This window comes from Mesorhizobium sp. B2-8-9, assembly GCF_006439475.1.
GTDB lineage: Bacteria > Pseudomonadota > Alphaproteobacteria > Rhizobiales > Rhizobiaceae > Mesorhizobium.
Map to the genome: position 1 here is coordinate 65,433 of NZ_VFTQ01000028.1, position 20,516 is coordinate 85,948.

The following is a 20,516-nucleotide window of genomic DNA, read 5'->3' on the forward strand; positions in this document are numbered from 1 at the left end:
GCGGGAGCACGGTCGTTGCCCTTTTAGGACGAACGCGAACTAAAGCAAGCCGGCTTGCGTCATCAGGTCGATGACCTTCTTGGAATTCAATCTCGCCGGATCGACTTTCGGCGCCTGCAGATTGGCCAGCGGCACCAGCTTTGGGTTGGATTGGGCATCCTTGCCGATCGCATATTCATAGGACGTTCCGGTCTTCAGCACGTCCTGGCCGCCCTTGCCGGTCACCCACTTCAGGAATGCCTGGGCTTCCTTCGGATGCCTGCTGGAAGCCAGCACGCCGCCGCCCGACACCGAAACGAAGGCGCCCGGATCCTGGTTCTTGAAATAGTGAAGGCCGATATTCCCGCTGTTCTCGCCGGTCTTGGCCTGATCGCCGAAATAGTAATAGTGGTAGATCACGCCGCCATCGATCTCGCCGGCATTGACCGCCTTCATCACTGTCGAGTTGCCCTTGTAGGCGGTGAAATTCTCCTTCATCGCCTTCAGCCAGTCGGCGGTAGCGGCCTCGCCCTTGAGCTCCAGCAGGGCACTGACGATGGCCTGGAAGTCGGGGCCGGACGGCGAGGCGGCCCAGCGGCCCTTCCAGCTCGGATCGGCAAGATCGAGCAGCGACTTCGGCAACTGGTCTTCCTTCAGCTTGGCCTTGTTATAGGCAAAGACGGTGCTGCGGGCGGCAACGCCGACCCATTTGCCAGTCGACGGCTGGTATTCCTGCGGAACCTGCGCCAGCGTATCGGCGTCGACCGGCGCGAACAGTCCGGCGGCTTCGACCAGCGCCATTGCCGGCGAATTCTCAGTCAGGAACACGTCTGCCGGCGAGGCCGCTCCCTCGGCGACGATCTGGTTGGAGAAGTCGCTGTCGCCGCCGTTGCGCAGCGTGACCTTGATGCCGGTTTCCTTGGTGAAGCCCGCTGCCCATTCCTTGGCGAGGCTCTCATGCTGGGCATTGTAGACGATAATGCCTTGATCCTCGGCCTTGGCCGGGCCGGCGATCAGGCCGAGCGCCAACGCGGCGCCGGCAAGCGTGGAAAGGGCAATTTTCATAGGCATCGTCCTCACTTCGAGACAGGGGTTTGGGCACGGCTGCACCTATCAATACATGATTGTTATAGTCAACATTGTGATCCTGCTTCAATCGGTCGCCGTTCGCAAACTTTCGTGATTTTGCGGCAGTTTGGCTTGGACATTATTTCGCCGGCCACGTAACAAACCAGGGCCGAGACGCGAACATTGGGGGTAAACTCTTGTGACCGGCAAGGACGAGGCCGAGCTTTCCCGGCTGCTCAGGGCCGCCATCGCGGGAGACGAAAGGGCGTATGCCGACTTTCTGCACGGGATCGCCGCCCTCGTTCGCGGCTTTGTCCGGCGCAAGATCGTTCAGGGCGGGGTCGATCCCGAGGATGTCGTGCAGGAAACCTTGCTGGCCATTCATGTCAAACGCCACACCTGGCGGCCTGATGCGCCGGTGCTGCCCTGGGTCTATGCGATCGCCCGCTTCAAGCTGATCGATGCGTTCCGCCGGCGCGGGCGGCGCATCGAGGTCGAGATCGACGAGATCGCCGAAACCTTCGCCGAGCCGGAGGCGGAAACGGTGAGCGAGCGCGACATCAACCGGGCGCTAGACGGCCTGCCGCCGGCGCAACGCTCCGTGGTGGCATCGATCTCGGTCGATGGCCATTCGATCGGCGAGACGGCGAGCAAGCTCGGCATCAGCGAGACGGCGGTGCGCGTGTCGCTGCATCGCGGCCTGGCCGCGATCGCCAAAAGATTTGGACGAACAGCGACATGAGGACAGAGGATCTCATCAAGGCGCTCGACGCCGATGCCCGCGACGAGGCGATGCCGATGGACAGGGCCTGGTGGCTGGCGGTCGGCGTGGCCATGGCGATCGCGGCGATGGTCTTCTTTGCGACCATCGGGCCGCGTCCCGACATCATGCCGGCCATGCACACGATGCGCTTCATGTCCAAATTCGTGTTCACGCTGACGCTCGCCGCCAGTGCCTTCGCGCTGATCCGCGCGCTGTCGATGCCGGGCGCCTCGACCAGGCGGGCGACGGCCTGGATGATCGCCGCGCCGCTTCTGGTGGTGCTGGCGGTGGTTCTCGAGCTTTTCGTCGTGCCCGAGGCCGATTGGGGCAAGCGGCTTATCGGCTCGAACATGATGATCTGCATGAGCTTCATCCCGCTGATCGGCATCGGCCCGCTGGCTATCTTCCTCGGCATGCTGCGCTATGGCGCGCCGACGCGGCCGGTGTTGGCGGGCGCGGTGGCCGGCCTGCTCGCCGGCGGGCTCGCGGCGACCTTCTACGCCGCGCATTGCTTCGATGATTCGCCCCTCTTCGTCGCCACCTGGTATACGGTCGCGATCGCCTTCCTGACCGCGCTCGGCGCGCTAGGCGGACGGTTTTTCGTCCGCTGGTAGGATTAGACACCGATCCTTCGGCACAGTTTTGAAACAGTACCTTAATCATACCGGCAATTGTTTGCCGGTTATCGGAGCAGCCGCTGCCGCTCGTGCAACCATTCCTTAAAATCGATCCGCCAGAGTTGTGGCAACGCGCAGTCGCGCATTGGGTGGGATCGCATTGTGGCGTGGTTGAGTTGGAAAGGTCCGCGGGCCGGCAAGCGCGCCGTGCCCGTCTTGATGGCAGCCGGGCTCGTTGCCTTGACCGCATCGGTCCTGTTGCCGGCGCTGGAACTCGGCACGGACGCGTTGAAGGTCTGCCTGCAGATATCCGTCGCCGTCACGGCCGTCACGCTGTTTGTCTCCGCGCTGTCCATCCGCAAGATCATCGACGACCGCCGGCAGATTGCCGAGAGCGAGCAACGCTTCCGTCGGGCCATGGAGGATTCGGCGATTGGCGTCGCCATTGTCGGCCTCGATGGCCGCATCCTTCAGGCCAATCCTGCCTTTGCCGACATGCTCGGCTACACACGCTCGGAAATCGAGGCGCTGACCTTCTTCCAGATCACGCATCCCGACGATCTGCAGATCGGCCGCGACACGATGACGAGCCTGAAGGAAGGCAAGATCCACTCCTTCCATTTCGAGAAGCGGTATCTGCGCAAGGACGGCACCCCGGTCTGGGCGCAGCTCGCCGGCTCGGTCATCCGTGAAGAGGAGACAGGTCGTCCGCTCTATCTGGTGTCGCAGATCGAGGACATCGATGCGCGCAAGCAGGCCGAGGCGCGCATCGCCGAGGCAGAAGACCGGTGGAATTTCGCGCTCACCAGTGCCGGACAGGGTATCTGGAGCCTCGATATGCGCAAGGGCGGCACCACCTATTCCGAAACCTGGGTGAAGATGCTGGGCTATGCCGATGGCGAGCTCGACGGCGACCCCGATCGCTGGCTGGCCATGATCCATCCCGACGACCAGGAACGCGTCGCCGAGGCGGATCGCGCGCACCTTGCCGGCGAGACGCCCTTTTTCGAGGCCGAGTTCCGGATGCGGCACAAGGACGGCCGCTGGGTCTGGATTCTCGACCGCGGCAAGGCGATCGAGCGCGATGGCGAGGGCCGGCTGATCCGGGCAATCGGCAGCCTGACCGATATCACGGAACGCAAGGAGGCCGAGGCGCGGCTGATGGTTTCGGCGGCCATGCTGGCCGACGAGAAAGAGCGTCTCAGGGTGACGTTGCAGTCGATCGGCGATGCGGTGATCTGCACCGATGCCGCCAACCGCATCACCTTTATGAATCCGGTCGCGGAAAAACTCACCGGCGTCGTGGTCGGCGAGGCCCTGGGCAAGCTGCTCGGCCATGTCTACTGGGCGGTCGACGAGGAAAGCGGGCAGAAAGTCGGGCTCTCGCGCCCTTCCGCGAGCGAGCAGCCGCACTGCGACCAGAACACGCGCGCTGTGCTTGTCCGGCGCGACGACACGCGCTGCAGCATCCGCCAGGTGGTGTCGCCGATCATGAACGACCGCGACGAGTTCTGCGGCCTCGTTATCGTCTTCCAGGATTTCAGCGACGCGCGCGCCCTGCAGCGCCAGCTGGCCTACGCCGCCGCCCACGACGCGCTGACCGGGCTCGCCAATCGCTCGAGCTTCATCCGCATCATGGAAGATCTCGTTGACCAGTGCCGCCTCAATGGCGGTGAGCATCAGTTCATGTTCGTCGATCTCGATCACTTCAAGGCGGTCAACGACACCGGCGGCCATGCCGCGGGCGATGCGCTGCTCAAGCGCGTGGCCGACGCCCTGCGCAATGTGCTTGGCCCGGAAGACATCGTCGCGCGGCTTGGCGGCGACGAGTTCGCCGTCGTCCTCAAATCGGGCGCCGCGGCGTGCGGGCCGATCGCGGCGCGCTCGATCATCGACGCCATCGGCAATCTCGATTTCAGCTGGGACGGGCGCCCGCATTCGATCGGCGCCAGCATCGGGCTTGCGCCGATCCGCGCCGGTTGCGGCGAAGTGGACGAGATCATCGCCCGCGCCGACGCCGCCTGCTATGCCGCCAAGGCGGCCGGGCGCGGCTGCGTTTCCGCCGCGCCCGACGAAGTTTCGACAGGCGAAATTTCGAACGGCGGCGTGCCACTTCCGCCGCTCGCCGCGGCGTCCTGAGCCGTTTCGAAAGGGTTCAGCCGGGGAAGATCAGCGCGTCGGCACCGGATGGTCGCCGCGATAGTCGTAGAAGCCGCGGCCGGTCTTGCGGCCGAGCCAGCCGGCCTCGACATATTTCACCAGCAGCGGGCAGGGGCGGTATTTCGAATCCGACAAGCCCTCATGCAGCACCTGCATGATCGACAGGCAGGTGTCGAGGCCGATGAAGTCGGCAAGCTGCAGCGGTCCCATCGGGTGGTTGGCGCCGAGCCGCATGGCGGTATCGATGGCGTCGACTGTGCCGACGCCCTCATAGAGCGTGTAGATCGCCTCGTTGATCATCGGCAAAAGGATGCGGTTGACGATGAAGGCCGGGAAATCCTCGGAAACGGTGATCGTCTTGTCGAGGTGCTTCACATAGCTCTTGGCGGCCTCGAAGGTCTGGTCCTCGGTGGCGATGCCGCGCACCAGCTCGACCAGCTTCATCACCGGCACCGGGTTCATGAAATGAATGCCGATGAAGCGTTCCGGCCGGTCAGTCTGCGCGGCAAGCCGGGTGATCGAGATCGACGAGGTGTTTGTCGCCAGGATCGCTTCCGGGTTGAGCTGCGGGCAAAGCTGCGCGTAGATCTTGCGCTTCACCGTCTCATCCTCGGTCGCCGCTTCGATCACCAGATCGGCGGCGGCGAGATCGGCCATGGTCGGGGCGGCGGAAATACGCGCCATTGCTTCGTTGCGCGCCTTCTCCTCGAGCTTGCCGGAACCGACCTGGCGCGCCATGTTGCCGCTGATGGTGGCGATGCCCTTCTCGATACGGTCGGGCGACACGTCGTGGATCAGGACCTTGTAGCCGCCCAGCGCCGAGACATGGGCGATACCGCCACCCATCTGACCCGCGCCGACAATGCCGATCGTCTCGATCTTGCTCATGACCCCGATCCCGTCCGGAGCATCTTCCGCGTCTTGAAGCGCGGAAACGCTCCTGTTGTTCATTTCCTGCAATCCGGACGCAAAACCGCCGGATTGGCTTCAGGCCTTGATGGCCCGCTTTTTGTGCAGTGCAAACTAAAAGGGCGGGGCGACTTCGTCTACCCCACCCTTCCGATTTTAATATGCCAGAACCGGTGGCGTCAAAGCGCCTTTTGCAGCTCCGGCAGGATGACGAAGAGATCGCCGACCAGGCCATAATCGGCGACCTGGAAGATCGGGGCTTCCTCGTCCTTGTTGATGGCGACGATGACCTTCGAGTCCTTCATGCCGGCCAGGTGCTGGATGGCGCCGGAGATGCCGACGGCGATGTAGAGATCGGGCGCGACCACCTTGCCGGTCTGGCCGACCTGCCAGTCGTTCGGTGCATAGCCGGCGTCGACTGCGGCGCGCGAGGCGCCGACCGCGGCGCCGAGCTTGTCGGCGACCGGCAGGATGACTTCCTGGAACTTCTCCGAGGAACCAAGCGCGCGGCCGCCCGAGATGATGATCTTGGCCGAGGTCAGCTCCGGACGGTCGTTCTCGGAGAGCTTGTTCTCGATGAAGGAGGAGAGGCCTGGATTGGCAGCGGCGCCGACCGTCTCGACCGCGGCCGAGCCGCCTTCGGGCGCCGCCGCGAAGGACGCGGTGCGCACCGTGATGACCTTCTTGGCGTCGGTCGACTGCACGGTCTGGATGGCGTTGCCGGCATAAATCGGCCGCTTGAAGGTGTCGGGCGAGACAACCTCGATGATCTCGGACACCTGAGCGACGTCGAGGAGTGCCGCCACGCGCGGCGCGATGTTCTTGCCCGACGAGGTGGCGGGCGCGACGATCGCGTCATAGGAGCCGGCGAGCGAAACGACCAGCGCCGCCGTCGGCTCGGCGAGACGCTCGGCAAGCTCGTCGGCCTCGGCCAGCATCACCTTGCGCACACCCTTCAGCTTGGCGGCGGCATCAGCCGCGCCCTTGGCGCCCTTGCCGGCCACCAGCACATCGACATCGGAGCCGATCTGGAGGGCGGCCGACAGCGCCTTGGCGGTCTGGTCGGAAAGACTTGCGTTGTCGTGTTCGGCGATGAGGAGAATTGCCATTTTCTTTGTCCTTTCCCGATCGCTTTAAAGCACGCCGGCTTCGTTCTTCAGCTTCTCGACCAGCTCGGTCACGCTCTTGACCTTGACGCCCGCCTTGCGGCCGCCGGGCTCCTCGGTCTTGATCACCTTGAGGCGCGGCTTGACGTCGGCGCCGTAGTCGGCCGGGCTCTTCTCGTCGAGCGGCTTTTTCTTGGCCTTCATGATGTTGGGCAGCGAGGCATAGCGCGGCTGGTTGAGGCGAAGGTCGGCGGTGACGATCGCCGGCATCTTCAATTCCACTGTCTGCAGGCCGCCGTCGACCTCGCGCGTCACCTTGGCCTGATCGCCTTCGAGCACGATCTTGGACGCGAAGGTGCCCTGCGGCCAACCAAGCAGTGCCGCCAGCATCTGGCCAGTCTGGTTCGAATCGTCGTCGATCGCCTGCTTGCCGAGGATGACGAGGCCGGGCTTCTCGGCTTCGACCACACCCTTCAGCACCTTGGCGACGCCGAGCGGCTCGGTCTGCTCGTCGGTCTTGACCAGGATTGCGCGGTCGGCGCCCATGGCGAGCGCGGTGCGCAGCGTCTCCTGCGCCTGCTGCGGGCCGACCGAGACGACGATGATTTCTTCCGCCTTGCCGGCTTCCTTGATGCGGATCGCTTCCTCGACCGCGATCTCGTCGAACGGGTTCATCGCCATCTTGACGTTGGCAAGCTCGACGCCCAGTCCGTCGGCTTTCACCCGGACCTTGACGTTGGCGTCCACAACCCGCTTCACGGGCACAAGGATCTTCATTTTCCTGTCACCTCTCCTGAGATAGTCGGGGCGCTATAGCAGCGTGCGCCCTGTCAGAGTTGTCGAAAGCCGACATCGCGGACGGAATATCCGTCCAACTGTGCCGTTTCCGTAGTGGCGACAAATCGGCGCGTCAATATCCCACGACGCACCCAAATCGGTTCAGTCCCGGGGCGCCGCTGCTCCACGGCCCCATTGCGCCGCCGGCTGCGCCGGATCGCTCGCGGCCGGCTCGACAGGAACAGGCGGCTGCTGGATGTTGGGCGTCGGGTCCGGCTCGCCGTCGGCGCCGGCCAGCAGCGGCACGCCCCGGCTGCGCAGAACCAGCACCAGGATCGATCCGGCGATGATGCCGCCGATATGGCAGGCCCAGGAGATCTGGTCCTCGCCACCCGCCGCAAACATCACGACCTGGAACAGGATCCACAGAAGCAGCGGAATGAAGGCCGGGATGCGCAGCGGAATGCGGGCAAAGGCCAGCACCCAGACCTTCACCCGGGGGTAGAGGATCAGGTAGGCGGCGACGACGCCGGCGATAGCGCCCGAGGCGCCGATCAACGGCACCTGCGAATCCCAGGCCACCAACCCTTGGAAGAAGGCGCCGGCGACGGCGCAGGCAAGGTAAAAGATCAGATAGCGGATATGGCCGAGCGCATCCTCGACATTGTCGCCGAACACCCAGAGGAACAGCATGTTGCCGCCGAGATGGAAGATGTCGGCATGCAGGAAGGAATAGGTAAGGTAGCTGAGACTCTCGGGGATGACGACGAACTCGGGCGAGAGCTCGACCTTGTCGTGAACCACCGACGGGATGAAGCCGAGACCGAGAACCGCGGCATTGGTGAAGTTCTCACCGCCGAGCGTGGTCGCCAGGTAGACCAGCACGTTCGCCACGATCAGGCCGATCGTCACATATTGCAGCCGGATGTGGCGCAGCCTGTTGGTGTCGTAAAGCGGGATGAACATCGGACCCCTCCCGCCTGCGGATTCAGCGGTTCTTGCCGGGAACCCATAGCACGTCGGCCTTTCCATTGTCATTGACCGCGCGGGCGGCGACGAACAGGAAATCCGAAACACGGTTGATATATTTGAGCGCCTCGCGGTTGACATGCTCGGCCGGATCCTGCGCCAGCGCCACCATCAGGCGCTCGGCGCGGCGCGCCACGGTGCGGGCAAGATGGAGCGCGGCCGCGGCCGGCGTGCCGCCGTTCAGCACGAAGGATTTCAGCGGCTGCAGTTCCTTGTTGAGCGCGTCGATGTCCTGCTCGACGCGGTCGGTCTGGGCGGCGACGATGCGCAACGGCTCGTATTCCAGCGGCCTGCCGTCATCCGGCACGGCGAGGTCGGCGCCCAGATCGAACAGATCGTTCTGGATACGCGACAGCATGGCGTCGATCGCCGGATGCTCGGCGCCGGTGTGGACGCGGGCCATGCCGATGCAGGCATTGGCCTCGTCGACGGTGCCATAGGCGTCGACGCGCAGGTCGGATTTCAGCCGCCGCTCGCCGGTGCCGAGCCCGGTGGTGCCGTCGTCGCCGGTGCGGGTATAGATCTTGTTGAGCTTGACCACGCCGTGCCCTCTGAGATCCTCTATTTGCGCGTGAAATAGACAACCAGCAACAGCAGCGCCAGGGCCACGGCCTGCAACATGATGCGCGCCTGCATCAGCTTGTTCGAGGTGAAGCCGGAGCCGCCGCGCATCATGTTGATCAGGCCGCGAACCAGCACGATCACCACGGCGGCCATCGCGACGATGGCGAGGATCTTGAAGATGATGAGCATCTGGCTGGCTCCGGTTCAAGTTCGGTCAGGCGCGCCTGGCGAGCACGCGGTAGAGCAGGGAGGCCGGCAGGATGCGTTTCAGCGCCGCGCCGATCCGGGCCGGCACCGTTACCACATAATGCGGGCGCGGGCGCTGTGACAGAAGCGCGTGGCGCAACGCCCTGTGCACGACCTCCGGTCCCGGCTTCAGCTTCGACACGCTGCCGCCCGCCTGAAGCCTTGCGAGCTGCGTCTGATAATCAGCGCGGTGGACGGAATTCTCGACGTCGATATTCTTCAAGAACCAGGGCAGGCCATTGCTGGCGATCTTCGACCTCACCGGTCCCGGTTCGATCAAGGATAGGTGGATGCCGCTGCCTTCGAGTTCCTGGCGCATGCACAGCATCAGGCCTTCGATGGCGTGCTTGGAGGCCGAATAGGCGCCGCGGAAGCGGACCGGAGCCAGTCCGAGGATCGAGGAGCAGTGGACGAGCCGGCCGTGCCCCTGGCGGCGCATGACCGGCACGACGCGCCGGGTGAGATCGTGCCAGCCGAAGAAATTGGCCTCGAACTGCTCGCGAAGTGCTGCGACCGACAGGTCCTCGACGGCGCCGGGCTGGGCATACGCGCCATTGTTGAAGAGCGCGTCAAGCGTGCCGCCGGTGCGCTCCAGCACTGCATCGACCAGGGCGGCGATGGATTCGGGCTCGCGATAGTCGAGATAGAAGGCCTCCAGGCCGTCGACCTCGAGGGCTGCGATGTCGGCCGGCTTGCGCGCCGTGGCGAAGACCCGCCAGCCTTCCGCCTTCAACGCCCGCGCGCAATAGGCGCCGATGCCGGAAGAGGCGCCGGTGACGACGATGGTGCGCAACTCTTCTGCCGCGGGGCGCATTATGGGACCTGGGGTTGCCATTTACCGCAATCACTTCCCATATTCGCGGCGTTGACACAATCGAGCGGAGCGCGGGCCCTTGCTGCGGAATATCGTCGCCCTCAAGCGCGTGCTCTACGATGCGATAGGCCACTTCAACACCGATGACGGCTGGGCGATGGCCAGCCATCTGGCGATCACCTCGCTGATGGCACTGTTTCCGTTCCTGATCTTCGCCACCACGCTTGCCAGCTTCCTCGGCGCGCGCGCCTTCGCCGACACGGCCGTGCATCTGGTCTTCGACACATGGCCGGAGCAGATCGCCAAGCCGATCGCGCATGAGGTGCTCAACGTGCTCACGGTGCGCCGCACCGACCTTCTGACCTATGGCGTGCTGCTTGCGGCCTATTTCGCTTCCAACGGCATCGAAGCCCTGCGCACTTCGCTCAACCGCGCTTATCGGGTTACCGAGACGCGCGGCATCATCCACCGCCGGGTGCAAAGCATCATCTTCGTCCTGATCGCCACCGCCTGCTTTCTCGCCATCAGCGTGCTTTTGGTGTTCGCGCCGCTGCTCGCACGACTGGCGGAGGCGCATCTGGAGTGGATCAAGCCGTATATGGGCACGATCACCATCTGGCGTTACGTGATCGCCTCGACGGTCATCGTCATCGGGCTGTTCTCCGTGCATATCTGGCTGCCGGCCGGCAAGCGGCGCTTCGTCTCGATCATACCGGGCATCGTCTTCACGCTGGTCGCCTGGCTGGTCGGGTCGACGATCTTTGCCACCTATCTCGACCATTTCTCGTCCTATGTGACGACCTATGCCGGGCTCGCCTCGATCATGATCGCGGTCGTCTTCCTCTACATCATCTCGGCGATCTTCATCCTCGGCGGCGAGCTCAACGCCGCGATCAGCCGTTATCTCGAAGCCCGAGCGCGGGTTGGGTGAGTTGGCGCCGGTCAGAAGAGGAGCTGAAGAACTGGAGAATTGAAGAATTGAGGAACTGGGGAAAATGCGCCGACGCTTGGCTCCGCCCTTCTTCTTCAATTCCTCAATTCCTCAATTCCCCTTTCCTCGCCTGCCGCGCCGTCGCCAGGGCGACGCCGAGCGTGGCGATCGCCACGCCGGCGATCTGCAGCAGATTGAGCTGCTCATTGAAAAGCGCCCAGGCAATGACCGCGGTTACGGCCGGCACCAGATAGAACAGCGAGGCGACCTTCGACATCTCACCGTCCCTGATCATCACCATCAGCAGGAATATGGCGCCGACCGACAGCACCAGGACCAGCCAGGCCATGGCGAAGATCAATTCGCCATTGACGGTGACGGCGCGGGTCTCGAAGGCGAGCGAGCCCAGGATCATCACGGCGGAGCCGCCGACATACTGCCACATCGTCGCCGACACCAGATCGCCGCCTGAGGCATAGCGCTTCTGCCAGATGGTGCCGGCGCTCATGCCGAGCACGGAGACGAGCGAAGCCGTCAGCGTCGCCGGTGTGACGCCGCCGCCCAGCGCGCCCAGCTTCGGCCACAGCACGATGACGACGCCGAGAAGGCCGACGGCGAGGCCGGCCCAATGGCGCGGCAGGATCGCTTCGCCGAGGAACTTTCCAGCGAGCACGGCGGTGATCAACGGCTGCAGGCCGACAATCAGCGCCGAAAACCCGGCCGGCATGCCCCTGTGGATCGCCCAGAAGACGGCGCCGAGATAGACACCATGCATGAGGACGCCGGCCACCGTTGCGTGCAGCGCCTCTTCGCGCGTCGCCTTGCGCGAGCCAAGCACAACGGTCAGCCCCGTGAACAGGGCCGCCGCGATCACGAAGCGGATGGCAAGGAAGGTGAAGGGTTCCGCCCAGGGCATGGCATAGCGCGCGCCAATGAAGCCGGTCGCCCACAGAACGACGAAGGAGGCGGGAATGAACCGCTTGATGCTCTGCATGGGGGAGGCTGCCGGGATGAATGGTTGATGACGGCAATTGCTCTAATGCCGTTCAATCCCGCAAGCAAAACGAAACGGTTGATCCATAAGCTAAGTTGAATTCATCAAACCGTGCCAAGAGGGGCATGGCGCGTCGCCGCGCCATGGTGGGGCATGTTTTTGCATCTGGACACGACCTGGCTGTTGTTCGCCTTCGCGATCATCGCCGGCTTCGGCTTCTTCTTCGGCACGGCGCTCGACGCGATCATGGGGGAGAGCGGCTTCGGCCCGACCGGCAACACGCTGCTGTTCATCTTCGGCTTTTTCGTCGCGGTGGGGGTCGCAAACAAGCATGGCATCAGCCTGAGCGATCTCAAGCTGGCGGTGGCCTGCGGGCTGGGCGGCGCCTTTGTCTTCATCAGCGTGCTGGCGCTGATCAAGGCCGGGATGGCGCGCCTCTAGCCAACTAAAAACCGACCAATCTTCTGACGTCCTGCGGCGACATGCCCGCCTCCCGGAGGGAGGCCAGGCCGGTGTCCTTGAAGCTCTTGGACAGTTTCCTGCCGTTGGGACCGAGGATCAGGCGGTGGTGGAAATAACGCGGCTGTGGCAGGCCGAGCAGTTGCTGCAGCAGGCACTGCACCCCGGTCGGCGAATAGAGGTCCTGGCCGCGCACGACATGGCTGACAGCCTGCAGCGCGTCGTCGACGACGACGGCGAGATGGTAACTGGTCGGGATGTCGCGGCGGGCGACGATGACGTCGCCCCAGGCCCGCGGTTGCGCTTCGATTGCTCGCGTCGCCGACATCGTCTCGTCGGTGAACTCCACCCATGACAGGCCGGCCGTGACGCGCGCCATCGCCGCCTCGACGTCGAGCCGCCAGGCGAAGGGCACGTCCTCGGCCAGCCGCCGCTTGCGCTCCCTGGCCGACAATGCCTTGTCGAGCGGCGGATAGAGCGGCACGCCGTCCGGATCGCGCGGCCAGTCGCGGCCGCCGGTCTCGGCGATAAAGGCGCGGATCTCGCCGCGACTCATGAAGGCCGGATAAACGAGTTCCTCGGCGATCAACCGGTCCAGCACCTCCCGGTATTCGGCGAAATGCTCGGACTGGCAGCGCACCGGTTCTTCCCAGTGCAATCCCAGCCATTCGAGGTCGCGAAAAATGCCGGCTTCGAATTCGGGTGTGCAGCGGGTGACATCGATATCCTCGATGCGCAGCAGCAGGCGCCCGCCGACCTGCGCCGCCATGCGCTGGTTGAGCAGAGCCGAGTAGGCATGGCCGAGATGCAATTGGCCATTGGGGCTCGGCGCGAAGCGGAATGTCAGGAGTGTCATATCTCGGGCGGTATTCGGGTTGAAAGGCGCTTCCGCCGGTTGCTAGTTAGCCATCAATTGCCATTTCGCGGGCGCCCTGGGAACAAGCAACGTGCAACGCATCGCCTCGCTGGACGACATTGCGACAGGGCTCGACGCGCTCTGCCGGATCGATCCGCGGCTGGCGGCCGTGCGCGGCCGGGCGGGCAAAGTGCCGCTGCGGCTGTCGGAACCTGGCTTTCAGAGCCTCGCTTCCATTATCGTTTCACAGCAAGTTTCCCGCGCCAGCGCTGACGCTATCTTCGGGCGGCTGGTGAAGCTTGTCGATCCGCTGACGCCGCAGGCGATCCTTGCCGCCGACGAGGGCGTGTTTCGCGAGGCCGGGCTGTCGCGGCCGAAACAGCGCGGGCTGCTCGCCGTCGCTGAAGCGGTGGCCGGCGGGCTGGATCTCGATCACCTGTGCACGCTGGACGCCGGCGAGGCGATCGCAGCGATGACGGCCGTGCCCGGCATCGGTCCTTGGACGGCGGAATGCTACCTTTTGTTTGCCGCCGGCCATCCGGATGTGTTTCCCGCGCGCGACGTCGCCTTGCAGACGGCGGTCGGCCATGCGCTCGGCATCGACCCGCGTCCGCCGGAGAAAATGCTTATCCGGCTGGCCGAATCATGGAGGCCGTGGCGGGGTGTCGCGTCGCGGCTTTTTTGGGCTTATTACCGGGAATTGAAGGGCAGGGATGCGGCGCCGACTATCGAAATGGCAAAAAAAGCCTGAAAATCATGCGGTTTTGGCGATTTCGACGCACGACAATCCGCTTCACATCCCTGTCATGTCGGGCTTACAGTATCCGCGCCGTTCGGTTCTAGAAGCAAGGAGGCGAAGGACGTGACGGTTGCCGTATCTCCGGATGGGCTTCCCGCGCTGGTGCTGAACGCGGACTACCGTCCGCTCAGCTACTATCCCCTGTCGCTCTGGTCGTGGCAGGACGCCATCAAGGCCGTCTTCCTCGACCGGGTGAACATCGTCGCCGAATACGAGCACGCCGTCTCTTCGCCGACCTTCTCGATGAAGCTGCCGAGCGTGGTCAGCCTCAAAGCCTATGTGAAGCCGTCCAGGCATCCCGCCTTCACCCGCTTCAACGTCTTCCTGCGCGACCGCTTCCAGTGCCAGTATTGCGGAACGCCCGAGGATCTGACGTTCGACCATGTCATCCCGCGCCATCGCGGCGGAGCGACGACCTGGGAGAATGTCGTCGCCGCCTGCTCGCCCTGCAACCTTCGCAAGGGCGGCATGATGCCGGCCCAGGCCAAGATGTGGCCGCTGCAGAAACCCTATCAGCCGACGGTGCACGACCTGCACAACAACGGCCGCCTGTTCCCGCCCAACCATCTGCATGAAAGCTGGATGGATTATCTCTACTGGGATGTCGAACTCGAACCTTGAGATCGTTCGAGAATTCGGGAGGCTGGCCGTCTGAAGCAAGCGTCTGCGCTTCCGGTGCTCACGTACTGTAAGTACGCTCCGCTCCGGTTCTCGACGCTCACTTCATACGACTCATCCTGCCGAATTCTGTGAACGATCTCGCGCCGCCGCTTTGGTGCCGGCTCAATCCCGCGCGAGCGCGCTGCGGAAGGCGACGGCGGCGAGGACGAGGCTGGCGATGGCGTTCCAGCCGGCGAGCGACAGGCCGAGGATGCGCAGCGCGGCCTTGTCGCAGGAGGGCGGCACGAACTTGTCGAGCGCGTCGAGCACGCCCTTGCCGCCAGTGTCGACCGGACCGGCGCCGGCGGTGCAGTCGGCCGGACCTTGCCACCATGCCCATTCGACACCCGAATGATAGACGCCGAGATAGAGGCCGTAGAGCATCAGCAAGCCGCCGATCGCGAGCAGCCCGCGCGTCACCCAGGCCGGCGCGCGCAGCATCGAGGCGATCGCCGCCAGCACCATCAGCGGTACACCGATATAGTAGGGCGTGCGCTGCTCCAGGCAGAGATGGCAGGGGATGTAGCCGCCGATATATTGGAAGGCAAGCGCCGAGCCGACCGTCGCGGCCATAGCGACGGCGAGAAAGAGCGCCGCGCGCATGCGCTGGCGTCCGGTATCGGCATTCATGGTCGCGGTCATCTATCGGGTCCGTTGTTGCGTCGCTATCCGTGGGCGTATCTGACGAGGATATAGAGCAAAATCAGGGCAGCGGCGCCGGCGCCGACAATCAATCCCAAGCGCTTTTCGATGAACTCCCTGATCTCCTCGCCATAGCGGCGCAACAGCCAGGCAAGGAGCAGGAAACGGGCGCCGCGCGCCACGATCGCGAGCCCGATGAAAAGCAACAGATTAACGCCGATGACGCCCGACAGGATCGTCACCACCTTGATCGGCGGCAGATGGGCCGCGCCCGAGGTGACCAGCATCAGGATGATGAAGCCGACGCCGGACGAGGTGCGCAACTGCTCGAACTCGTCATATTTGCCGTAGAACTCGAGCACCGGCTTGGCGACTGCCTCATAGGCATAGTGGCCGATGAACCAGCCGGCGACGCCGCCCAAGACCGAAGCGACCGTGGCGATCAGCGCGTAGCGATAGGCGCGTTCGGGTTTGGACAGCGCCATCGGCAGGAAGAGCACGTCGGCCGGCACCAGGAAGACCGAGCTTTCGACGAAGGCGATGAAGGCCAGCCACCATTCGGCTGATTTGCGCGCCGCCAGCGACAGGGTCCAGTCGTAAAGTCCGCGAAGCATCGGCTCTCCTAATGCGGTTGACGCAATTCCGGACGGAAAACCGCTGCGCTTTTCCTGGAATTACCTAATGCATGTCGCCCCAACGGCGCAGTGGTTTTCGGCCACTGGCATGCACGAGACAAGGACCCAAAGCGCCGCAGCCGCCATTATCGACCGGGCACCTTAAACATTCGCCTCTCTAGAAAGATTTCCCGCGGCGCACAATGGCGGTGGTCCCCACAAAACCGCCGGATGCTGTTTGGCCGAAGCGGTGCCGGCAAATCCGCAACAGGCCAGTTGACGAAAGGCCGTCCAACCGTATAGTCCGCCCCCATCCAGGCCGCCCGGCCTGAGCCCCTATGGCGGAATTGGTAGACGCGCTCGACTCAAAATCGAGTTCCGCAAGGAGTGCTGGTTCGATCCCGGCTAGGGGCACCATCCTTCGCTCTGCGAGCTTCGGATGGCAGGCCTTCACAAAAGTGCCCTACCGCATATTCCCCGTATGCCCCTGCGAGTAGCGCCCCGGCTGCGGCCATACCGTCAGGCCATGCGGCTCGGCGCCGACGCGGATTTTCGTCACGGCGCCGCTGGTGGTGTCGATCATATAAGCCTCGCTGTCGAAGCGGCCCGACAGCCATAGCTGCCTGCCATCGGCGCTGACATTGCCCATGTCGGGGCTGCCGCCGCCGGGGATCGGCCATTGCGCGACCACGGCGCGGGTGGCGAAGTCGATCACCGTGACGCTGCCCGGGCCCTTGGCCTTGCCCTGCTCCATCTTGTGCGAGCCGCGGTTCGAGACGTAGAGGCGCTTGCCGTCGCGGCTGACGACGAAGCCGTGCGCGCCGATGCCGGTTGGGATGAAGCCGATTTCCCGAAAACTGCCGCCGTCGACCAGGAACACGCCGTCATTCATCATGTCAGCGACGTAGAAGACCTTGCCGTCGGGCGACAGGCGGATGTCCTGCGGCATGCCCATCCTGGAGAGGTCGAGGTGGCCGAGCACCTTCTGGTTCTTCAGGTCGATCTTGGCCAGGCCGCCGTCGCCATATTCGCAGGTGAAGATCGCATAGGAGCCGTCGGTCGCAAAATCGGCATGGTTGATACCCGGGCAAGTCGGCGTCGGCAGGCTCGATTTCAACGCCATGGTGTGCGGGTCGCGGAAATCGAGCTGCTCCATCGCCTCGTCGACGACGATTGCCGCGCTGCCGTCCGGCATGAAATAGAGATTGTAGGGGTCGTCGACCGCGATCTGCTGGCCGGGCTTAGCCGTTATCGGGTCGATCGGCGTCAGGCTGCCGTTCTTGCCGGTGCCGTTGTTGGCGACCCACAGCGTCTTCAAATCCCAGGACGGCACGACATGCTGCGGCTTGCTGCCGACCGGAAAGCGGTCGACCTCCTTCAAGGTGACGGTGTCGATCACCGAGACGCTGTTGGAGGAGCGGTTCGGCACATAGACGCGCGGCAGTGCGCCGGCGGTGGCGGGGCTCAGATGGCCGGCCGTGGTCTGGCTGTAGATGTTGACCGGGGGAGGCGCCGGATCGGAGCAATCCTCCGGGCAGGTACCTGCCGCGACTCGAGCCGGAAGCATGGCGAGCAGGACAAGCGGCGCACAAAGGCGGGCGAAGCGCAGGACGGTATCGATCATTTGAAGTGCTTTGTGGTGAAGGCAGGCCGGGTCCGGCCGCCGCAAGCCATAGCCGGTGTCTCGCCGCCCATCTAGCGTCTTTTCAGCAGGCTCCGCATGCGGTTGCGCAGGATGCGCGCCATGTTGCGGGTCTCGCGGTAGAGATGCAGTTGCGAGGCGGCCTGACGGGCCAGCCGGTCGGCATCCGGCGTCAGTCCTATTACCAGCGTGCCCATCGGCTTGCGCTCGCTCCACAGGCGGCTCATCACCGGATGGTCCGGAACCGCGCAGGAATCGGTCATGACGATGTTGGGATCGTCGAGATGTTGCCTGGTCACCTCGATCATCAGCAGCGTTCCTGGCGAATAGGCGGAGAGCGTCTCGTCATAGGCCGTCTTCCAGGTGTAGGCGACGCCGGCCTCGACGAAGACGACCAGGCAGGCGATGGTGCGGCCGTCGAGCGTCAAGAGGTGGATGCGGCACATGTCCTGCTCGGCCAGCCTGTGCACGGCCTCGCGGGCGAAGGCGGCGCGGTAGCGGTCGATCGCCATCGCGGTGCGCTCGCGGCCTTTCCAGCCGGCCGCTTCCAGCGTCAGGAAGCTTTCGATGGCGTGGCGGATCTCGTCCGGCCCGCGCGCCACGGTGTGCTCCAGCTTGCCGAGGTCGGCGAGACGCCGCTTCAGGCGGCGGAATTCGCGATAGTGATGCGCGCGCAGCGATGCCTTGAGGTAGTCCTCGCCGTCGGCGTCGCTATCGAGCACCGGACGCTCGACCTTGCCGGTGGTCACCATGGTCAAGCCGCGGCTGTCGGCAAAGGAGGTAAGCAGGCTCGCCACCGGACCGTCGAGGCGCATATCGGGCAGCACGAAGACTTTTGGCAGCTTGAGATGCGGCCGCGACAGCATCGAGAAGAAATCCTCGATGACGCCGACTGGATCGTCGCGATCGACCAGCGGCGTTCCGAGCGGGCCGAACGGGCTCGACCATGTGCGCATCACCGGGACGCCGAGCGGGATCGCCGGCCGCTCGACCGAGAACGGCGCCAGAAGCCGAAGCCGGTTGCGGTATTCGTCGCCGTCGCGGATGACGGCCAGCCGCACCTCGCGGTCTTCCAGCCGCGGCATCGCCGGCGCCAGGAAGCGCGGGTTGAAGAAGACGTTCGGCTCGATCGTGCGGGCGCTGAGATAGTCAAGCTCCTCGACAAGATCGAAGCCGGCCGAGGCCGGATAGATGGCGAGCTTGCGCTCCGGCCTGTTGCTGGCGAAAAGCTCGATATGGGCGGGGTCGACCTCGCGCGCCAGGCCGGCAAGGTTGGAAACCATGGCGCCGGCGGTGCCGCCGCTGGTCTCTTCGAGCAACGGGACGGCGGCCATCAGGCGACTTCCTTGTTTGCGGGCACAAAGATCGCCATCACGATGCCGAGCTTGCGCCAGACGGTGAAGGAGAGCGCGCTGGCCTCGAAGACCATGGCCAGGCTGGTGGCGATAGCCGCGCCCCAGAGGCCGAACAGCGGAATGAGGATCACGTTGAGGCCGATGTTGAGCGCAAGCGTCATGGCATAGACGGCGGCGCAGATGTTCTGGTTGCCGCTCATGGTGAGCAGGCTTTCACAAGGGCCGACGGCGGCGCGCGCCACGACGCCCAGAACCAGCAGGAAGAGCAGCGGGTAGCCGGCGGTGAATTCGGGACCGAACAGCACCAGCATCGGCTCGCCCAGCGCCAGCACCATGAGCGCCATCAGCAGCGAGGGCCAGAAGGTCCAGGAGACGGTCTCGCGGGCGAAGGCGGCGAGCCGATGCGGCTCGCCATGGGTGAACTGGGCGTAGCGCTGTGCAACGCCGGCCTTGACCGCGAAATAAACGAAATGCACCAGCGCCAGCGTCTTCACCGTGGCGAAATAGACAGCGACGTCATTGGGGTCGAGATAGGCGCCCACCATCAGCACGTCGGCATTGGTGAGCAGGAAGAAGAAGCCCTCGACCAGGAAGATCGGCACCGAGACGAGGATCCACTGGCCGAAATGCACCGCCATCGGCCCGGCCGGGATCTTTTTCTCCATGCGCGAGGTGACGGCCATCAACTGACCCAGCGTGGTGACATAGGTTGCGGCGATGGAGGCGAAGATCGCGGTCTTGGCGTCGGGCACATAGTGCAGGCCAAGCATCAGCGCCATGAACGCCAGGATCAGCACCGGCCGCACCAGATAGGTGGGCGACAGCGCCAGCAGCGCCCAGGAATTGGCGCGCGCCAGCCCTTGCAGGAGATCGCCGAGCGCGATCATCGGCAGGCAGATGACACCGAGGATGAAGGGGATGACGTAGTAGTTCTCGATCCAATCCGAGGCGAGCCAGACGCCAAGCGCGCCGAGGCCTGCCACCAGCGTCGAGGCGACGAGCACGAAAAGGCGGCTCGCCTGCACGATGCCGCGCAGCTCGGCCAGCATGCCGCGCTCGCGATATTCGGGAATGAAACGGATGACCGAGGTGTGAAAGCCGAGGCAGGCGAGATTGCCGACGATGACCATCATCACCCAGACCAGCACCGAGATGCCGTATTCGAACGAACCCATCCAGCGTGCCATCAGCACCTGGCTGACAAAGGCGATGAAGGCGCTGACGATGCGGATGGAGAAGGCGATCAGCGACATGCGCCCGGCTTCGCCGCGCTCGTCGGCGGTGGACAGCACGGCATCGATGCGGCCAAGCAACGGCCGCATGCGCAGCGCCCAGCGCTGCGGCAGGAACCGCCCGGCAGTCATTGCCGCGGAAAAGCGCACCCCGAATCCTCTCCGTTTTCCGCCTCTTTCCAAGGTTTCGGTCTATCCGAAACACCTTAAGAAAGGGTGGGTGGGGTGCGGGCTTTTCCTTCTCCCCTTGTGGGAGAAGGTGTCGCCGAAGGCGACGGATGAGGGGTGTTCCAGGGAACG

At 64.4% G+C, this 20,516-nt stretch carries 22 protein-coding genes and 1 tRNA gene; 8 read left to right on the forward strand and 15 right to left on the reverse strand.

What is annotated here, in order from left to right:
- Nucleotides 1-39: 39 nt before the first annotated feature.
- Nucleotides 40-1,044: an iron ABC transporter substrate-binding protein gene (locus FJ423_RS26405; RefSeq protein WP_140845908.1), complete on the reverse strand. Its 1,005-nt coding sequence runs from the start codon at nt 1,042-1,044 to the stop codon at nt 40-42.
- A gap of 202 nt (nt 1,045-1,246) precedes the next feature.
- Between FJ423_RS26405 and FJ423_RS26410 the strand changes: the two genes are divergently transcribed.
- From FJ423_RS26410 to FJ423_RS26420, 3 genes are all read left to right on the forward strand, one after another.
- A complete protein-coding gene (locus tag FJ423_RS26410) occupies nt 1,247-1,789 on the forward strand; it encodes a sigma-70 family RNA polymerase sigma factor (protein ID WP_095767489.1) in 543 nt (180 codons plus the stop codon).
- Nucleotides 1,786-2,424, forward strand: a complete 639-nt coding sequence (locus FJ423_RS26415; RefSeq protein ID WP_095767490.1) for an NrsF family protein — start codon at nt 1,786-1,788, stop codon at nt 2,422-2,424. The genes FJ423_RS26410 and FJ423_RS26415 overlap by 4 nt, the downstream gene beginning before the upstream one ends.
- 243 nt (nt 2,425-2,667) lie before the next feature.
- Entirely contained in the window at nt 2,668-4,566 is a 1,899-nt protein-coding gene (locus FJ423_RS26420) for a PAS domain S-box protein (protein WP_246680312.1), read from the forward strand.
- 30 nt (nt 4,567-4,596) lie between these two features.
- On the opposite strand, the gene FJ423_RS26425 is transcribed toward FJ423_RS26420, so the two are convergent.
- From FJ423_RS26425 to FJ423_RS26455, 7 genes are all read right to left on the reverse strand, one after another.
- Entirely contained in the window at nt 4,597-5,475 is an 879-nt protein-coding gene (locus FJ423_RS26425) for a 3-hydroxybutyryl-CoA dehydrogenase (protein ID WP_140632869.1), read from the reverse strand.
- A gap of 200 nt (nt 5,476-5,675) precedes the next feature.
- The gene (locus FJ423_RS26430) at nt 5,676-6,605 is read right to left on the reverse strand and encodes an electron transfer flavoprotein subunit alpha/FixB family protein (protein ID WP_140845909.1); all 930 of its coding nucleotides are present in this window, start codon (nt 6,603-6,605) and stop codon (nt 5,676-5,678) included.
- 24 nt (nt 6,606-6,629) lie between these two features.
- On the reverse strand, nt 6,630-7,379 hold the full coding sequence (locus FJ423_RS26435; protein WP_140845910.1) for an electron transfer flavoprotein subunit beta/FixA family protein: 750 nt from the start codon (nt 7,377-7,379) through the stop codon (nt 6,630-6,632).
- Nucleotides 7,380-7,541: 162 nt separating this feature from the next.
- Entirely contained in the window at nt 7,542-8,345 is an 804-nt protein-coding gene (locus FJ423_RS26440; protein WP_140845911.1) for a rhomboid family intramembrane serine protease, read from the reverse strand.
- Nucleotides 8,346-8,367: 22 nt separating this feature from the next.
- Nucleotides 8,368-8,949, reverse strand: a complete 582-nt coding sequence (locus FJ423_RS26445) for a cob(I)yrinic acid a,c-diamide adenosyltransferase (protein ID WP_140845912.1) — start codon at nt 8,947-8,949, stop codon at nt 8,368-8,370.
- 20 nt (nt 8,950-8,969) lie between these two features.
- A complete protein-coding gene (locus FJ423_RS26450; RefSeq protein WP_095767495.1) occupies nt 8,970-9,161 on the reverse strand; it encodes a twin transmembrane helix small protein in 192 nt (63 codons plus the stop codon).
- Between the two features lie 25 nt (nt 9,162-9,186).
- Nucleotides 9,187-10,032, reverse strand: a complete 846-nt coding sequence (locus FJ423_RS26455) for an SDR family oxidoreductase (RefSeq protein WP_181174907.1) — start codon at nt 10,030-10,032, stop codon at nt 9,187-9,189.
- Nucleotides 10,033-10,111: 79 nt separating this feature from the next.
- Here FJ423_RS26455 and FJ423_RS26460 point away from each other — a divergent pair, with 79 nt between their 5' ends.
- Nucleotides 10,112-10,963 carry a YihY/virulence factor BrkB family protein gene (locus tag FJ423_RS26460; RefSeq protein WP_095767497.1) on the forward strand — a complete coding sequence of 284 codons (852 nt, stop codon included), beginning with the start codon at nt 10,112-10,114 and terminating at the stop codon, nt 10,961-10,963.
- A gap of 103 nt (nt 10,964-11,066) precedes the next feature.
- On the opposite strand, the gene FJ423_RS26465 is transcribed toward FJ423_RS26460, so the two are convergent.
- The gene (locus tag FJ423_RS26465; RefSeq protein ID WP_140845914.1) at nt 11,067-11,957 is read right to left on the reverse strand and encodes a DMT family transporter; all 891 of its coding nucleotides are present in this window, start codon (nt 11,955-11,957) and stop codon (nt 11,067-11,069) included.
- Between the two features lie 183 nt (nt 11,958-12,140).
- Here FJ423_RS26465 and FJ423_RS26470 point away from each other — a divergent pair, with 183 nt between their 5' ends.
- On the forward strand, nt 12,141-12,398 hold the full coding sequence (locus tag FJ423_RS26470) for a hypothetical protein (protein WP_224608072.1): 258 nt from the start codon (nt 12,141-12,143) through the stop codon (nt 12,396-12,398).
- A 4-nt stretch (nt 12,399-12,402) separates the two neighbouring features.
- Here the strand turns inward: FJ423_RS26470 and gluQRS are convergent, their stop codons facing one another.
- A complete protein-coding gene (gene gluQRS / locus FJ423_RS26475; protein WP_140845916.1) occupies nt 12,403-13,272 on the reverse strand; it encodes a tRNA glutamyl-Q(34) synthetase GluQRS in 870 nt (289 codons plus the stop codon).
- A 91-nt stretch (nt 13,273-13,363) separates the two neighbouring features.
- Between gluQRS and FJ423_RS26480 the strand changes: the two genes are divergently transcribed.
- Together FJ423_RS26480 and FJ423_RS26485 are read left to right on the forward strand one after the other, a co-directional pair.
- Nucleotides 13,364-14,023, forward strand: a complete 660-nt coding sequence (locus FJ423_RS26480) for a DNA-3-methyladenine glycosylase (protein WP_140845917.1) — start codon at nt 13,364-13,366, stop codon at nt 14,021-14,023.
- A 111-nt stretch (nt 14,024-14,134) separates the two neighbouring features.
- On the forward strand, nt 14,135-14,692 hold the full coding sequence (locus tag FJ423_RS26485) for an HNH endonuclease (protein ID WP_027167440.1): 558 nt from the start codon (nt 14,135-14,137) through the stop codon (nt 14,690-14,692).
- A 162-nt stretch (nt 14,693-14,854) separates the two neighbouring features.
- Here the strand turns inward: FJ423_RS26485 and FJ423_RS26490 are convergent, their stop codons facing one another.
- Together FJ423_RS26490 and FJ423_RS26495 are read right to left on the reverse strand one after the other, a co-directional pair.
- A complete protein-coding gene (locus FJ423_RS26490) occupies nt 14,855-15,373 on the reverse strand; it encodes a disulfide bond formation protein B (protein ID WP_095767503.1) in 519 nt (172 codons plus the stop codon).
- A gap of 23 nt (nt 15,374-15,396) precedes the next feature.
- Entirely contained in the window at nt 15,397-15,987 is a 591-nt protein-coding gene (locus FJ423_RS26495; protein ID WP_140546280.1) for a YqaA family protein, read from the reverse strand.
- 332 nt (nt 15,988-16,319) lie between these two features.
- On the opposite strand from FJ423_RS26495, the gene FJ423_RS26500 reads away from it, so the two are divergent.
- Nucleotides 16,320-16,404: transfer RNA gene (locus FJ423_RS26500), tRNA-Leu, on the forward strand.
- A 46-nt stretch (nt 16,405-16,450) separates the two neighbouring features.
- Here FJ423_RS26500 and FJ423_RS26505 read toward each other — a convergent pair.
- The 3 genes from FJ423_RS26505 to FJ423_RS26515 form a co-directional block, all read right to left on the reverse strand.
- Complete coding sequence (locus FJ423_RS26505; RefSeq protein ID WP_140845918.1) at nt 16,451-17,611, reverse strand: YncE family protein; 1,161 nt, start codon at nt 17,609-17,611, stop codon at nt 16,451-16,453.
- A 71-nt stretch (nt 17,612-17,682) separates the two neighbouring features.
- A complete protein-coding gene (locus tag FJ423_RS26510; protein WP_140845919.1) occupies nt 17,683-18,963 on the reverse strand; it encodes a GNAT family N-acetyltransferase in 1,281 nt (426 codons plus the stop codon).
- On the reverse strand, nt 18,963-20,366 hold the full coding sequence (locus FJ423_RS26515) for a lipopolysaccharide biosynthesis protein (RefSeq protein ID WP_140845920.1): 1,404 nt from the start codon (nt 20,364-20,366) through the stop codon (nt 18,963-18,965). Before FJ423_RS26515 ends, FJ423_RS26510 begins: the two co-directional genes overlap by 1 nt.
- Between the last annotated feature and the right edge of the window lie 150 nt (nt 20,367-20,516).